The sequence below is a fragment of the Paenibacillus sp. 1SOY10 genome (genome assembly GCF_056836745.1).
Map to the genome: position 1 here is coordinate 141102 of NZ_JBXENK010000001.1, position 15481 is coordinate 156582.

General features: G+C 50.1%; 13 protein-coding genes. All 13 read right to left on the reverse strand.

What is annotated here, in order from left to right; genetic code table 11:
- Nucleotides 1-2 precede the first annotated feature (2 nt).
- On the reverse strand, nt 3-806 hold the full coding sequence (locus AC1VOR_RS00660; protein WP_482616362.1) for a carbohydrate ABC transporter permease: 804 nt from the start codon (nt 804-806) through the stop codon (nt 3-5).
- 141 nt (nt 807-947) lie between these two features.
- The gene (locus AC1VOR_RS00665; protein WP_482615110.1) at nt 948-2321 is read right to left on the reverse strand and encodes an ABC transporter substrate-binding protein; all 1374 of its coding nucleotides are present in this window, start codon (nt 2319-2321) and stop codon (nt 948-950) included.
- 99 nt (nt 2322-2420) lie between these two features.
- Nucleotides 2421-4241: a cache domain-containing sensor histidine kinase gene (locus AC1VOR_RS00670; RefSeq protein ID WP_482615112.1), complete on the reverse strand. Its 1821-nt coding sequence runs from the start codon at nt 4239-4241 to the stop codon at nt 2421-2423.
- 34 nt (nt 4242-4275) lie between these two features.
- On the reverse strand, nt 4276-5790 hold the full coding sequence (locus AC1VOR_RS00675; RefSeq protein WP_482615113.1) for a response regulator transcription factor: 1515 nt from the start codon (nt 5788-5790) through the stop codon (nt 4276-4278).
- A 227-nt stretch (nt 5791-6017) separates the two neighbouring features.
- On the reverse strand, nt 6018-7079 hold the full coding sequence (locus AC1VOR_RS00680; RefSeq protein WP_482615116.1) for an NAD(P)/FAD-dependent oxidoreductase: 1062 nt from the start codon (nt 7077-7079) through the stop codon (nt 6018-6020).
- Between the two features lie 305 nt (nt 7080-7384).
- Nucleotides 7385-9100 carry an ABC transporter ATP-binding protein gene (locus AC1VOR_RS00685; RefSeq protein WP_482615117.1) on the reverse strand — a complete coding sequence of 572 codons (1716 nt, stop codon included), beginning with the start codon at nt 9098-9100 and terminating at the stop codon, nt 7385-7387.
- Between the two features lie 50 nt (nt 9101-9150).
- Nucleotides 9151-10206, reverse strand: a complete 1056-nt coding sequence (locus AC1VOR_RS00690) for an ABC transporter substrate-binding protein (protein ID WP_482615119.1) — start codon at nt 10204-10206, stop codon at nt 9151-9153.
- Between the two features lie 50 nt (nt 10207-10256).
- Nucleotides 10257-11018 carry an ABC transporter ATP-binding protein gene (locus tag AC1VOR_RS00695; RefSeq protein WP_482615120.1) on the reverse strand — a complete coding sequence of 254 codons (762 nt, stop codon included), beginning with the start codon at nt 11016-11018 and terminating at the stop codon, nt 10257-10259.
- A gap of 4 nt (nt 11019-11022) precedes the next feature.
- Nucleotides 11023-12024, reverse strand: a complete 1002-nt coding sequence (locus AC1VOR_RS00700; RefSeq protein WP_482616364.1) for a FecCD family ABC transporter permease — start codon at nt 12022-12024, stop codon at nt 11023-11025.
- Between the two features lie 252 nt (nt 12025-12276).
- Nucleotides 12277-13029: a zinc ribbon domain-containing protein gene (locus AC1VOR_RS00705; RefSeq protein WP_482615122.1), complete on the reverse strand. Its 753-nt coding sequence runs from the start codon at nt 13027-13029 to the stop codon at nt 12277-12279.
- The gene (locus AC1VOR_RS00710) at nt 13010-13342 is read right to left on the reverse strand and encodes a hypothetical protein (protein ID WP_482615124.1); all 333 of its coding nucleotides are present in this window, start codon (nt 13340-13342) and stop codon (nt 13010-13012) included. Before AC1VOR_RS00710 ends, AC1VOR_RS00705 begins: the two co-directional genes overlap by 20 nt.
- A complete protein-coding gene (locus AC1VOR_RS00715; protein ID WP_482615125.1) occupies nt 13332-13859 on the reverse strand; it encodes an RNA polymerase sigma factor in 528 nt (175 codons plus the stop codon). The genes AC1VOR_RS00710 and AC1VOR_RS00715 overlap by 11 nt, the downstream gene beginning before the upstream one ends.
- A 63-nt stretch (nt 13860-13922) precedes the next feature.
- A complete protein-coding gene (abc-f, locus tag AC1VOR_RS00720; protein ID WP_482615126.1) occupies nt 13923-15401 on the reverse strand; it encodes a ribosomal protection-like ABC-F family protein in 1479 nt (492 codons plus the stop codon).
- Between the last annotated feature and the right edge of the window lie 80 nt (nt 15402-15481).

Here is a 15481-nt window from a genome sequence, read left to right on the forward strand (position 1 = left end):
GGTTACACCTCGCTCTCATAGAACACCCAGGACCTGGATGTACGGAAGAATATAACCGTAACCAGCAGGATAATCATGAACAAAATCCAGGCAATCGCCGAGGCCTGCCCCATTTCCCCGAACTGGAACGCTTGACGGTAAATAAAGTAGTTATAGAACAAGCTGGCATTATTCGGACCGCCCTGAGTCATGATCAGCGCCTCCGTGAAGACCTGAAACGCGCCAATCGAGCCCATAATCAGATTGAAGAAAATAATCGGAGTCATGATCGGAATAGTAATATGCCTGAATTTGCGGAGCGGTCCGGCTCCATCCACGGTTGCGGCCTCATATAACGAACGTGGGACGCCTTGCAGCCCAGCCAGAAAAATAATGATGGTGCTCCCCATCGCCCACAAGCTCATCAGTACAATGGAAGGAACAACGGTGGCTTCGGAATAGAGCCAATCAAGCTTAGGCAGATATAGGGCCTCCAGAATGCTGTTGAACAGTCCCATATCAGGGCTGAATAACCACAACCAGATCATGGAGGACGCAACGGCAGGGACGATAGCTGGCAGGTAAAAGATCGTGCGGAATACGGACTTGCCGCGAATGAACTCCATATTTAGCAGGAAGGCCATCATGAACGAGAACACCAGGCCCAACGGCACCCGGAGAATCACGTACTTGAAGGTCACCCATAACGAATTGTAGAAGTATTCGTCCGTCCCGTTGAAGAGCCGGATGTAATTCTCAAGTCCAATGAATCGAGGGGCATTGACGATCCGGTAATCCGTGAAGCTAAGCAGCAAGCTGGCGATCATCGGCAAAATGACGAATAGCGTCAGCCCGCAAATGCTGGGCAGGGCGAACAGGATACCGGCCAGAGCAATACGGCGTTGATGACGAATAGTAATCCCTCCCCTAATCCGGATAATGGCTATTCAGGGTCTGGCTGGTTCACCTTACCGGCCGTAATATCCTTCAATTAGAGGTTGTACCTTAACCTCAACCTCCTTCAGCGCTTCTTCGGCACTTCGTTTACCCGTCCAGACCAGATCGAGGGCTGGTGTGACTAATGCGTTGATTTTATCGAGATTCTTCACCTCGAAGCCGGGGGTGCGAATGCCATTCTCAATCGTCTGTACCATGAAGGCTTCGGTATATCCGTCGGGATGAGCTCTATTGCCCGCTGCCCATTGATTGATCAATTCCGGATTGGAGTACCATTCTTTCTTCAGTGGCATCCATAGGCCTCCGGCTATTAGCGGCAGCACCGACTCGGGGTCAGCCATGTATTTATAGAGCAACCAGGCTTCTTCGGGATGTTTTGTCGTTTGAAAAATAACGGTTGGCGCTCCATCCAGCAGCGTGTTGCTGATCTTCAGCTTGGGCAGCACTCCTACACCAAGGCTGATATCCTGCTCCCCGTAGGCCTGCAAGGCCCAGTTGCCAGACACCGTCATTGCCACCTTTTTGGTTTGCAGGGCTGTCTCCGGCAAATTCTTGGTCTGCAGCGGGGTCGGCGATACATGATGTACATACATCAGGTCTGCCAGCTTCTGAATCGCTTCGATGGCCTCAGGCTTGGCGAGCCCGAACTCCTTGCCGTCCTCCGTCAGAAAGTTACCTCCGTTGGATACGACCGCCGCCATCATATTGTAGGGATCATACTGCAAGCCGTATTGTCTGATTTTGTCCGGGTTGAACTCCGAGTCCAGTGCATTTCGTCCCTGATCATCGAGCGTAAGCTTCTTGGCGTATTCCACGAACGTATCCCAGTCCCAGGCTTGCTCAGCCTCCACGGGCGGCAGCTCCACCCCCGCTTCAAGGAGCAAATCCTTGTTGTACATCAAGCCGTATCCTTCGACGGCGGTACTCATCCCGATAATATGATCGGGTGCAATCTCGTACCAGATCTGATCCAGATAATCCTCTCGCTTGAACTCCGGGTCATTATCGATCAGTCGAGCCAGATTCAGCAGCTTCCCATCCGCTCCCCAGCTCAATGCCGCACCGGAGGACAGATAACCCAGGTCAGGCGCGACATTCCCGGCCACCATCGTCGTCAGCTTGGTCAGATAGTCTGCCGGAACATGCATGGGCTCTACCTGAATCCCGGTCTCCTGCTCAAATCGTTCAAGCGCTTCCGTAATCGTCTTCTTCTCAATCGTATCCCCCCAGAAGGAGAACCGGAGGGTAACCTGCTCTTCCCCGGTGCTTTGGCTACCGCCTGCGCTACCGGCTTCTCCACCCCCGCGATCCGAGCAAGCGGTCAACAATACGCTGATGGCTAAGGTTACCGATAAGATCCATCCTGCCAGACGCCTCACTTTCATTCGCCCATCCTCCATTCTTGCAAATTTGCTTTGTATATTTATTGTAAAAAATAACGTTTACAATAAGTATTCGAACATTTTCGGATAGGTGGATAATTTTCATTTGTTCGTCGCTGGTAACGTAATGTTCACACGCGTCCCTTGATTTTCTACGGAATCCAGAGTAACGCCATAGGCTTCTCCGTAAATAAGCTTAATGCGCGTGTCTACGTTCTGAATGCCGATGGAATCACTGCGAACCCGGGTTAACTGCTCCAATCGAGCAGCAGAAATGCCGCCTCCGTTGTCCTCTACCGTGAATACCCGTGTATCTCCTTCTATCCGCCCCGTGATGACAATCCTGCCGCCGCTGTGCTGCCGGGCAAAGCCATGAACGATAGCGTTCTCCACGAACGGCTGCAAGAATAGCTTCGGAACCTGAAGCGCATACAACTCGGGTGAGATGTTGAAGACCACCGTAAATTTGTCCTCGAAGCGCTGACTCGTCATGTAGATGTAATTCTCCAGCCATTGCAGTTCCTCTGTGAAATCCCCGGTCTCCCGGTGGTTCTGCGCAGTATATTGCAGCATGGAGGACAATCCTACGATCATTCGGCTTAGCTCGGCTTGGCCATTCTCCAAGGCGGTCCAGTTCATCATATTTAACGTGTTATAGAGGAAATGTGGATTTAATTGCACATTCAAGGCCATCATTTGTGTCTCCTTCTCCCGTAGCTTGACCTTGTAATTTTCCTCAATCAGATGATTAATCTTGCCATTCATTTGATTGAACTTGTGCATAAGTAGCCCCATCTCATTGTAGGATTCCACCGGGACGCGGGTATCGAACTCCCCTTCCCCCGTCTTCTTGATGGCCTGTAGTAATCTCTGGATGGGTTTGGTGATGGAATTGGCGAAAATAAAAGCCAGCAGGAGCGACACCAGCAGCAGGAACAAAGCCAGGTAGAAGGTATAAGCTTGAATCTGCGGCAGGAAGGCAGCACCCAGTGCCTCCGGGGAAATCGCGATACCCGAGATCCACCCCGTAACTTTCGAGGTGTCGAAGCAGATAATGAGCGGTTTGCCGTCTTGTATTACCGTCAGCGTCCCGCTTTTTAGCCGTGCCATGTCCTCAAGCACTCCGTGGGAGTCTATAAGTTCTAACGGCGCCGGCATTGTACCGGCTACCTGGTCCCCGTCCTCGCTAAGTACAAAAAAAGAAGCCCCGGTGGACGGGAGCGTAGCGGTGAATCGATTGTCATAATATTCAGGCCGATAAGTGATTAAGAGCACCGGCAGCTCCGCTTGATGCTCTAGCTCAGTCACCTGCCCGTGCTCAATTTGGAACAGTCGCAGCAGACGCACTCCGGCCAGCAGACGTAAGCTCTCCAGAGGGACCGAGACACCGGGTTCCGGCTCGAACATTTCCGAATAGGCAAACGTCGGCATCCAGCTCATATCCCCCTCCCCCTCCAGAGCCATCTGATAGAGTCTACTATGTGTGAAGTTATCATATGGAATTAGCGCCGATGCTCCGGTAGGGCCAATACTGGCATAGCTGGTCATTAAATGAATTGAGTAAATATCACGCAATTCGGGGAAATATTTGTTCAATGCCCGGCTGACCTTCTTCTCCATCGTCACCATGCTGTACCCGTCCTTGGCATCCGCTTGCAAATATTGCTCGTACAACACCTGTTCTGCAATCAGCGCCAGGCTGCTCTCTTCAATTCGGGTCAGCTCCGCATCCATAATTTCGTTATTTTGCTTGACGATAGAGTAAAGATTTTGCCGCGCCAAATCGGACACGGTTTCTCGTCCAGAGGAGTAGTACAGTCCGCTCAACAGGCTGAGTGGAATAGCTACGATAAGTGCATAGGTCAAGAAGAGCTTGGTCCGATAACTCAAGTCTTGTAACCGCAAACCCCGATAACGTCTCATCTGTCATCCCCTCCTCTTTCTAGAGGTTATGCTTCTAGCGAATTGCGGACACATGCCGGAACTCCTCGGGACTCATGCCGGACTGCTTCTTGAACAGACGGATGAAATACTTAACATCCTTATAGCCGACTTGCTGGGCGATCATATAGACCTTATCGGACGTATGAAGCAGCCTTTGCGAGGCAGCCTTTAAACGGGTTTGCGTAATGAATTGATGAATGGTGGTACCGGTATGAGTTTTGAAGAGGAGACAGAAATACGAGGGGTTAAAATGAAATTTCAGGGATAGCGTGCTAAGCGACAAGTCGGGCTCATGATAATGGGTCTCAATATACGCTTTACAATGGCCAATGATAAATTCCGCTCTATTGGGCTTACGCTGCTCCAAGCGATCTATTAGCTCGAACAGCCAGGCCCGGGCCGCTTGCTTAAGGGCCTCCACATTTTGACCCTGCCATAATACTTGCTCAAAGTCGGGGCTATGTACAACAGGCAGCCCGGATTCATGAAACACAGAGCCAAGCTGATGGATGGCGGCAGCAACAGCATATTTGAGTTGCTGGGGGTCAGGGCATCCTTCAGCATAGGTCAGATCAATGGCTGTGTCCATACAGTCCCTGACATCGTTTGAGTCTCCGTCCAGAACGGCCCGGGTCAGGCGCCCGGCATCAAGCTGAATCGTAACATGGCTGTCCCTCACCATTTGTTCAGGATGGTAGATCACCTGACAGCCATGATAGAAGCTCGCCTTGAGAGAATGGTGCGCTCGTAGGCAGGCATGACGGACCCCTTCGGTCCAATCGGTAAATTCACCCCCCAGGCCAAAGCTCAAATTCCCTTTCCCAGCTTGAGCAAATTCGTCATTTAACTGCCGAAGCTGTGCCTCCAGTTCACTGGAGAACACAGGTGAAGGATGGGGGCTAATCAGGAAGATCATCAGTAAATGGTCAGACTGGCAACAGGCGCAGGACAATCCACGGGCCTTGAGCAGCGAGCTCAAGCGAGTCTGTAGCTCCGCCAATATCGCGTTCCGATTCTGAGATATGCTTAGCGAGGCGGCCAGAACATGACCACGTTGGAAGCTGGGGAAAGCTTGCTCCAGCAAGAGAATATGTTCATCAGTGGCTTCTCCCCTCAAGCATTCAGAGAGCGCCAATTCCAGAGAATTGCGCCTTACTCCATGAGCTCTGCATTCGGCCTTGTCCAGCAAGGGGATGATTTTGCATTCCTCCACTGGCTTGAGCAAATAATCGCTTGCGCCTAATTGTAAAGCACGCTGCGCATAAGCAAAATCGGGATAGGCACTCATAATGATAATACTCTCGCTACCTCCACGCCGGTTCAATTGCTCCACCAACTCAAGGCCGTTCATCATCGGCATCTGAATATCTGTAAAGATCAAATCTACCGGATGGGTGTCCATACTTTGCAGCGCTTCTTCTCCATCCCTGGCATCAAATATGTTATAATCCGGCTTCAAGGCTTTCAGCATGCGGGACAAGCCTCTTCTATGCTTCGGCTCGTCATCCACTACTAAAATATTTAGCATTCCGCATCCCTCCCAGGTTTTGACTCAAAACAACGCATGCGGATCTCTAGCAAATGAAAATTGTCAATGATTATTAACATTTATGCCCAATCAGCAGAGGCTAATGTGGTAATTCCACTTGTAAAATTCTATGCAAGCAAAAAGTCTCCTATCCCATGCTGACATGGTTTAGGAGACTTTCCTTTCCTGACACGTAAGAAAATTATATTTGAGATGGTCTTGATGAACTAAGCGTCTTCTTCTGCCACACCCAGTGCGATGTTCCGCTCTTTGAATTTGGCATTATGGGAGGATACATAAGCTACCTTCGAAGCTTCTGGCTCCAGATAAAGCTTGGCGCTATTGACCGCCAGGGCGGCATCTGTGAAGGCGCCAGCAATCAGATGGAGCTTGCTGGCGTACTGAGCCACATCTCCGGCTACGAAGATGCCTGGCAAATTCGTCTCCAGCCGCTCGCTTCCCTGGATATCCCATTGCCCCATGTCCAAGCCCCAGTTGACAATATTGCCGAAGTCCCCGCGCAATCCATGATTGACAATAATCGCGTCTACTTCAAGCCGCTCCACGGTTTCCGATAGTTGCCCTTCCTCATCCACCTTCGAAATCGAGACCGCTTCAATGGATTTGCCATCCTGGCTGCCATGAAGCAGCTTGAGGGCATAAGGTGTCAGCACGCGGACCGAAGAATCCATCATCCGCTTCACATTACGCTCATGACCGCCGAAGCGTTCGCGGCGATGCACCACGGTTACGCTGGCAGCCAGCGGCTCCAATTCGTTAGCCCAATCCACCGCCGAATCGCCGCCTCCGGAAATAAGCACCCGTTTATCCCGGAACACTTCCAGCTCCTGTACCGTGTAATGCAGATTGCCAACTTCATAGCGTTCTGCCCCTTCAATGTCAAGCTTGGCCATCTTGAGCACTCCCCGACCCAAAGCCAGAATGACCGTCCGGGTCCAGTGACGTTCTCCCGATTCGGACTGGAGTATCATGGTCCCGTCGGCTAACCGTTCCAGTCCACTGATTTGCTGACCCAGGACAACCGTCGGTTCAAAGGTCATGGCTTGGCTAATCATTTGCCGGGTTAATTGCTCGCAACGCATGGGAGTAATCCCACCGACATCCCAAATCATTTTCTCAGGGTAGATTAAGGGCTTGCCGCCCAACTCGTCCTTGGCCTCAACCAGCTTAGTCTTCATATCTCGCATACCGCTATAGAACGCGGCGTACAGCCCCGCGGGGCCACCGCCGATGATCGTTACGTCATAAAGCTCCAGGTTCTCTGCCATGGTAATACTCCTCCATCCCTCACGGATTGCTCCCAATCCGGTTTTCTTCCTTGTTATGCCTACATGTTAATTCAACTTAGCTTTATCAGTTGAACTTGTGATTAACGCAAAGAAGCAGACGAGAAAATGTTCTTACGATCGCTGTTGCTCATGGATTTCTTGAATTAACGAATTCAGATGAAGTAGAAATCCATTCCCAAAGGCGAACAAGCGTAGGCTTCCGATGCAGCTTTCTTGCAGAAAGCTTTGACCTTTTTCAGAATCATTTTTCTCGCTTGCTTGTTATGCCTTTTCATTAGTTCAACTTAGCTGCCGAATTGGGCCTGATGCAAACGGCTGTATACGCCGCCTGCTGTTACAAGCTCCTGATGTCTTCCTTGCTCCGCAATGCCATCCGCAGTAACGACCACAATTCGGTCGGCCTCCTTGATCGTCGCTAGACGATGGGCAATAATCAGCGTCGTCCGGCCTTGCGATAACTCCATCAACGACTGTTGAATCGCTTGTTCCGTCTCGGTGTCGAGCGCAGAAGTCGCCTCATCAAGGATAAGAATAGGCGGATTCTTCAGGAACATTCGGGCAATAGCAAGACGTTGCTTCTGTCCCCCGGATAGCTTCACGCCCCGTTCCCCGATTACCGTATCCATGCCTTGTTCCAGGGTGCGGATGAACTCGTCCAGATGGGCGCGCCTGGCCGCTTCCCACACTTCCTCCTCGGAAGCTCCGAGCTTGCCATACAAGATGTTCTCGCGAATCGTCCCGGAGAACAGGAACACATCTTGTTGTACAATCCCAATTTGGCTGCGCAGCGAGGCTTGTGTCACCTCACGGATGTCCACGCCATCGATACGAATTGCTCCGCTCTCTACCTCATAGAAGCGGGGCAGCAGACTGCACAGCGTGGTCTTCCCGGCACCGGATGGTCCGACGAAGGCGATGGTTTCGCCCTTGCGAATGGTCAGGCTTACTTCGTTCAGCACCTTCTGATCTTCATCATAGCCGAAGGTAACCTGCTCATAGCTAATCTCTCGCTCGAACGGCTTCATCTCTCCAGCACCCGGCGTATCCTCCACATCGGGTTCCGTATCGAGCAACTCCGTATATCGTTTAAACCCGGCAAAACCTTGCGGATAGCTCTCCACAATAGCATTAATCTTCTCGATTGGACGGAAGAACACGTTGGTCAGCAAGAGAAAGCCAACAAACTCGCCGTAGGTAAGCTGGCCTTGAATAACAAACCACGTGCCACAGACCATGACGAATACCGTCACGAACCGCATCATCACATAGCTGATGGAGCCGTTACGGGCGATCAGCTTATAGGAAGCCAGCTTCGTGCGGCGGAACCGTCCGTTGTTTACGGCAAACTGAGCTTCCTCATGCGCTTCATTCGAGAATGCCTTCACCACGCGAATACCTCCGACGTTATCCTCAATGCGAGCATTAAAGTCACCGATATCGCTGAATAGCTGATGAATCGCTTTGGTCATTTTCTGATTGAAATAAATGACGACCCACAGAATGGCTGGAACGACCACAAAGGTCAGCAAGGCCAACTGCCAGTTAATAGATAACATTAAGGCAAAGGAACCCGCGAGCGTCATCACGGCAATGAACAAATCCTCCGGTCCGTGATGCGCCATCTCGCCAATCATGTTCATATCATTGGTCAGACGTCCGATCAGGTGGCCCGTCTTTGTATTGTCAAAGAATCGGAACGATAGCTTCTGAATATGAGCAAACAGCTTGTGCCTCATATCCGTCTCAATATTAATTCCCAGCATATGGCCCCAATAGTTAACCACATAAGTTAATACCGCGCTTAAGGCATACAGCACGATCAGGCCGATGGACGCCCAGACGACGATGTCCCATTTGCCACCTGGCAGAAAATCATCAACGAACATATTTACCGCCATCGGGAAGGCGAGTTCCAGCAAGCCTGCGATAATGGCACAGCCGAAATCGAGGAGAAACAACCATTTATAGGGCTGGTAATAGGCAAAAAATCTGCGGATCAACGGATATACAACCCCTTTCCGGCGTTTACGCCCCTCTAGCTCATGTATTTTTATTTAAACAAATCCGGGTACATCTCACGGGCCAGCTTCTCCATCCCGTCAATCGTGTTATAGCTGTATCCGAACATATAGTTATAATCAACCGCAAAAATCTGCTTATTCTTGATCGCCTTCATACTGGAAAGCTTCGGATTGCTATAGAGTGCATCCTTCAGCGCTTGTGCACCGGCACTGTCCTCGCCCGTCCAGTCGGGAATGATCAGTACATCAGGGTCGGCGTCGATGAGACTCTCCACAGTGACCTCCCCAGGGGCATCCTTGAAGATATTATCCAGCTTGACCATATTGAACGAGTCATTGAAGAACGTCTCCTTCTGGGCAGCATATACATAAACCTCATTTGGATCGCTCATATGCAAATAGGCAAAAGTCTTCTGTTCTGTAATGCTGGACAAGCTGGAGGCAATTTCGTCCTGACGGTCCTTCAATTGCTTGGCAAAAGCCGCGGCCTTGTCCTCTACATCAAATATTTTCCCGAGGTTTTCGATATCCTTATATATTGAAGCATAACTCCCCCCGGTCACCGAGGATTCCCAAACATACGTTTTGACACCAATTTCATTCAAGGAATCTACCGTTCCTACGCCCCAATCGGCATTATCGAACAGTCCGCCCCGACCGTAGACCAAATCCGGGTTCGTCCCCAAAGTAACTTCCTTCCCAACATATTCATCTGCGAGAATGTTCAGCTTGCTATATTCCTCTTCCACTGTCGTGTCAGGAGCTCCGAAGTTGGCCCCCACTCCAACAATTTTGTCGCCCAGCCCCAAATGCAACAGCAACTCGGCTGCCGGTCTGGTATTTGCCATAACGCGTTCAGGAGCTTTGTCGAATACCTGCTCCTTTGGTTCCCACTCTGTCCCCCCTTCGGGCTTGGCGAAGTTCTGAATGGTAATTGGGTATTTACTAGCTTCCGGTGCGGGTGTCTCGGATTGTTGTGCCCCGCCAGACTCAGCCGTATTTCCACAAGCACTCAAAGCCAAAGCCAGTGTTAACGCAGCACTCATCATGACAAATCTATTTTTCATCGCTAATTTCTTCTTCATAGTTATCATTTCTCCCCCTTAAAAGGATCTTTAGATATTCGTGATGTTATTTAGATGCCATAAGCAAAGCCCAGCCCATGCGTGACCGGGTTGATATAGGTTTGGCATTTGACTTGATACAACGATTCAATGGTTTCTGGCGTCAACACCTGCTCCGGTGTTCCGTGGGCATAGACCTCTCCCTGCTTGACGGCATAAATGTAGTCACAGTAATACGCGGCCATCTCCAGGTCGTGCAAGGCTGCCAGTACGCCGATATTCAGTTCCTTGACACAGGATAGAATCTCTAGCTGATAGCGGATATCCAGGTGATTGGTAGGCTCGTCCAAAATCATGAATTGCGGCTGCTGGGCAATCGTTCTCGCCAGAATAACCCGCTGCTTCTCCCCGCCTGATAGTGACAAATAACTGCGGTCCTTGTAATGGAGCAAATTCGTTCTGGCGAGCGCATCCTCCACAATGTCATAGTCTTCTTGTTTATCCGACTCCAGCAGCTTCTTATGGGGTGTACGCCCCAGCATGACCATCTGCTGAACACTGAGATCAAAATTCATCTCATTAAATTGCCCTACAACGCCCAAGCGACGGGACACCTTTTTCTCCGTAGTGTTGAGAATATCCATGTCCCCTAGATGAACTACGCCACTCTGCGGGCTGATACTCTTGTAAATGCTCTTGAGCAGCGTTGATTTCCCACACCCATTGGGCCCAATCAGGCCTACAAACTGACGTTTCTTCACCAGAATCGAGACGTTTCTCACAATCTCTTTCTTACCGATACTGACGCCCATTCCTTGTGCGCTCAATTCCATATATTTAGCCTCCGAAATTGTAGCCTTTTTTCACAATCATATAAATAAATAGCGGCGAACCTATCACCGATGTAATGATACCGATAGGTAACTCTACATTCGTGATCAACGTTCTGGACAAAATATCGGACCAGATCAGGAACAACCCACCAAGCAATAAGGTACCTGGCATAAGACGCTTGTGATCCGCTCCGAACAGCCCCCGCGAAATATGGGGCACAATCAGGCCTACAAAGCCAATCATCCCGGCATAAGCAACCATCGTTCCTGTGATCAGGGCCGTTACGATCATATACAGCTTGCGATAGACGCTAAGGTTGATGCCAAGCGTAATAGCGGACTCATCGCCCACTAACATGGTGTTGAGTACCCGATGCTGGAACAGGAATACCGCACAGCCCACCAACACGACCAACGCCAGCACCGGCGCTTTCTGCCAGCTTGCTGAAGCCAGACTCCCCATGGACCAGAAGGTCACTGTTTTGATACCCTCGGCATTATTCGCAAAATAGATAATCAGGCTGGAGAAGGAGCTGCACAGCGCTCCGATTACCACCCCGGACAAGACCAGCTTCACCGAAGTCGCCTTGCCGCCGATACTGGATAGCACCAGTACGGCTATTGAAGTAATCATCGCACCGACGAACGCCCCAAACGCAACGCCTAATTGTGCCAGCATCGCACCGCTACCGAACCCGACCAGGATGGCAAATGTAGCTCCCAGCGAAGCCCCCGACGAAATGCCGAGAATATAAGGATCGGCAAGCGGATTTTGGACAATCGCCTGCATAATCGCTCCACACAAAGACAACCCCATGCCTATGAGTAAGGCGAACAAGACGCGGGGCATTCTCACTTGCATGATGATGTTCAAGTAAGACTCGTTATCGATCTGGTCAATCGAACCCAGATAACCGTGGGTTAGCGTATGCAGCATGATGTTCATAGATTGCGTGAACGGAATATGTACCTGCCCGATAGAGACGGAGAATACGGCGGATACCATAATCGATCCGATCAAACCACAAATGATCGTATAATAAAGACGACCTTTCTCTCTTTTTTTGGCGTCAATCACACTCAAAATTCACCTCCCTGCCCACTCCTCTGTCATTGATAATTGATAGTGATAACGATTATCATTATCATATATTACATGATCCGTAGCTTCATTTCAATCCTTTAGCATGCAAAAGCTCCCCGACCCAGCTTCTTCGCTTGGTGGGGAGCTTTCTTTTTGTTTTTGGAGGTTGTTATTTTAGCGCCAATCCATATTCACTTTACCTTTGGCCTCTTCGGCATACAGATGCAGCGTGATCCTGCCTGAATCGGGAAGGCCACTTAAATCCCAAATATAGGGGGTGTCCAAATCGTTAAGCAGAAGCCGCTCCTGTTCTTGGCCATCCACAGATATAGCCGCTTCGACCGTACCTTTCTTGATTTCGGTGTCCAGCGTGATTTGACGGGGTTCTCCCTGCTTGAGATCAATAGCCTGAACCTTCTCACCATTAAAATACCAAAATGACAGCTTCCATAACCCCGGCCGCATCGTTTGCGCCTGTCCGATCGAAACATTTTTGGCAGCAAACATTTCGGGCTGAGCGCTATAGAGACTTCCGAAGACGATCACGAGCACTAGCAAGCTGGTTAAAACCATACCCACCAGTGCCGCGATCAGCGGCTTCTTGCTGTGCTTCACATCTGAAGGCACGATCATCCCCGGTTGGGCCAATGAGGCGCCGCAATTTGAGCAATATTGTTTGCCAGGCTCCGTCTGATCACCACATGAAGCGCATCGTACTTTTTGCTGCCTGCGACCAATTAGAAAGTAGAGTAGCAGGCCCATCAAATTAGGTACTAGAACTACAATAACAGTCCATATTTTGGCATCAAGGCCACGTGCCCTGGCATCCCGATACGTCCATATTCCCAAACAGGTTCTAAACCCTAGCACCAACAATAATACAACGCCAATTCCAATCCACATTTGCTCATAGGTCATCCACGACATAGAGTTTACGCTCCTTTCTGGTCCATACCTGAGCCGCTGCTGATAATGTCACCGAGCAGAGGATCAGGCCGGCCCCCGTCGGCAGTGATAGCAAAGATAGCCATGAATTGGGAAACATAACATTCACGCCAGCCACCAAAGTGATGGTCTGCAATCCCCCAACCACCGTGGGCAGCCACCACGATATCTCTCGCTTGTCAGGTTGCCGGCGAATTTGCTCAAGAAGAGCCGCCTGAACGGCTGGAGGCGGGACTTCTTCTTCCATCAGAGACATACGGAGTAATCCATCTATTTTCTCTTCTTTATCCGTCATAACCCGATTCCTCCAATCTCAATTTGAGTTTCTGACGCGCTTGATGCAGTCGGCTCTTAACAGTGCCTTGTGGTATGCGCAACACGTCCGAAATGTCCTGAACAGACATGTCTGCCATGTAATACAGCAGCACGGGGACTCGCAAAGCATCGGATAATTGCTGCACTGCCTCTCGAAGCTCGATCTGAGTTTGCTGCTGTTCTACCATTTTTTCCGTGGACTTCTCATCCGGCACTTCATTCACTTGAGCATGACTGTAGTGCAAGGGGGCAATTCTTTGTCTGCGGGCAAATTTCCTCCGTTCATCCGACCAGATTCGGGTGGCTACTGACATCAGAAACCCGACCGGATTATGAGATAAATCCAGGGTCCCCTTCATATCAAGAATGCGAAGATAGGTTTGCTGGTACAAGTCATCCGCATCGCCCGAGGTAAAAGCCAGCCTTCGGCAGAAGGTATATAACCGGGTGCCATAATCATGTACCAGTTGTTCGACAACTTCCCTCTCTGTTGCCACGCTCTCCCCTCCCTTCACTTATATATCCGCACATGAATGAATTTGGTTCTATAAGAGGGATCCTTATAGCTGAATGACCTTTGTAGCGATTTGCTCGCAGAATTCGCGGTCATGCTCAACGAACAGCAAGGTAGGGGCGTATTCCAGCAGCAAATTCTCAATCTGCATGCGGGAGATGACATCGATAAAATTCAGCGGTTCATCCCAGACCAGCAAATGCGACTGCTCGCACAGACTGCGGGCAATCAGCACTTTTTTCTTCTGGCCACCGCTATAATCAGCCATATCCTTCTCGAATTGCACTCTAGAGAAATCCAGCTTCCGCAAAATCGCTTTGAATAAGCTTTCATCTATGCCGTGCTCAAGGGCGTAATTTGAACAATCGCCCTGCAAGTAAGAGGTATCCTGCGATACATAAGACACCTTCAATCGGCTACCGATCCGAAGCGTCCCTGTATAAGTAAGCTCCTCACCGCAAATGAGCTTCATAATGCTCGATTTACCTGAGCCGTTCTTACCGGTTAAGGCAACTCGGTCACCCTGCCCAATGGAGAAGCTGACTTCCGGACTAGCCTGCTTCTGTCCATAATAAATCGCAACCCGATCCAGCTCGGCTAGCTGGGTTTTGTGGTAAGGCAATTGGGCAATCTTGAGACGCTCTGAAGTCTCCACGTTCTTAAGGAGCTTGGACTTCTGCTCAATAGCCGATTGTTGGCGTTGCTCCAGCGACTTGGAGCGCTTCATCATCTTTGCCGCCTTATGACCAATGTAGCCTTTGTCCGCCTTGACGCCCGAAATTCGGGTGCCGTTCTTGGTCTTCTCCACCGCTTGCGACCATTCTCCCGTACGTTTAGCCGCTTCTGCCAAACGTTTGACATCCTTGCGCAGCATTTCGTTCTCTGCCAGCTCCCGCTGATCCTGCCGCCGCTTATTCTCCCACCAATCCGAGAAATTCCCTTTCTGTACGGTGATATCCGTTTTGTTGATAGACAGAATATGATCGACACAGCGATCGAGGAATGCCCGGTCATGAGATACCAGAATATATCCACACTTTCGATTCAAGTATCCACTGACCAACTCCCGGCCAGCCAGGTCTAAATGATTGGTAGGCTCATCAATCAGCAGAAAGCGATTTTCCTTCAGAAACAGCGCTGCCAACATGACCTTGGTCTGTTCGCCGTTAGACAATGATTGATAGGGCCGATATAATACATCCTCCGCCACCTGCAACAAGGAAAGCTCGCGTAGTAGCTCCCAATGTACTACATGTGGAACAATCTCGCTCACAACGTCCAGCGTATGATGTTCCGGGTGCTGAACCTCGAAGGGGAAATATTCGCACTCTATGTCCGTAGAGATTTGTCCACTATAAGCATGTTTGCCTAATAACAGCTCCAGAAAAGTGGTTTTCCCCCGCCCATTTCTCCCCGTAAATCCCAGCTTCCAATTTGTATCCATCTGGAAGCTGACGTCTTCAAAGATCGGATCGTAGCTTCCCTCATAAGCAAAGGTTAAATGATTTACATTAATTAATGTCATAAATTAAATTCCTCCCGCACATAAAAAGGCTGCAAGAAAGTTTCCCTTCTTACAGCCCAGGCGGATAACACAAATCCGAG

Coding starts and splice junctions, on each gene's coding strand:
- AC1VOR_RS00675 (WP_482615113.1), bottom strand. CDS start 5,790: ATGCTAAATATTTTAGTAGTGGATGACGAGCCGAAGCATAGAAGAGGC.
- AC1VOR_RS00680 (WP_482615116.1), bottom strand. CDS start 7,079: ATGGCAGAGAACCTGGAGCTTTATGACGTAACGATCATCGGCGGTGGC.
- AC1VOR_RS00695 (WP_482615120.1), bottom strand. CDS start 11,018: ATGGAATTGAGCGCACAAGGAATGGGCGTCAGTATCGGTAAGAAAGAG.
- AC1VOR_RS00665 (WP_482615110.1), bottom strand. CDS start 2,321: ATGAAAGTGAGGCGTCTGGCAGGATGGATCTTATCGGTAACCTTAGCC.
- AC1VOR_RS00660 (WP_482616362.1), bottom strand. CDS start 806: ATGATCGCCAGCTTGCTGCTTAGCTTCACGGATTACCGGATCGTCAAT.
- AC1VOR_RS00700 (WP_482616364.1), bottom strand. CDS start 12,024: ATGGTATCCGCCGTATTCTCCGTCTCTATCGGGCAGGTACATATTCCG.
- abc-f (WP_482615126.1), bottom strand. CDS start 15,401: ATGACATTAATTAATGTAAATCATTTAACCTTTGCTTATGAGGGAAGC.
- AC1VOR_RS00690 (WP_482615119.1), bottom strand. CDS start 10,206: ATGAAGAAGAAATTAGCGATGAAAAATAGATTTGTCATGATGAGTGCT.
- AC1VOR_RS00710 (WP_482615124.1), bottom strand. CDS start 13,342: ATGACGGATAAAGAAGAGAAAATAGATGGATTACTCCGTATGTCTCTG.
- AC1VOR_RS00705 (WP_482615122.1), bottom strand. CDS start 13,029: ATGTCGTGGATGACCTATGAGCAAATGTGGATTGGAATTGGCGTTGTA.
- AC1VOR_RS00670 (WP_482615112.1), bottom strand. CDS start 4,241: ATGAGACGTTATCGGGGTTTGCGGTTACAAGACTTGAGTTATCGGACC.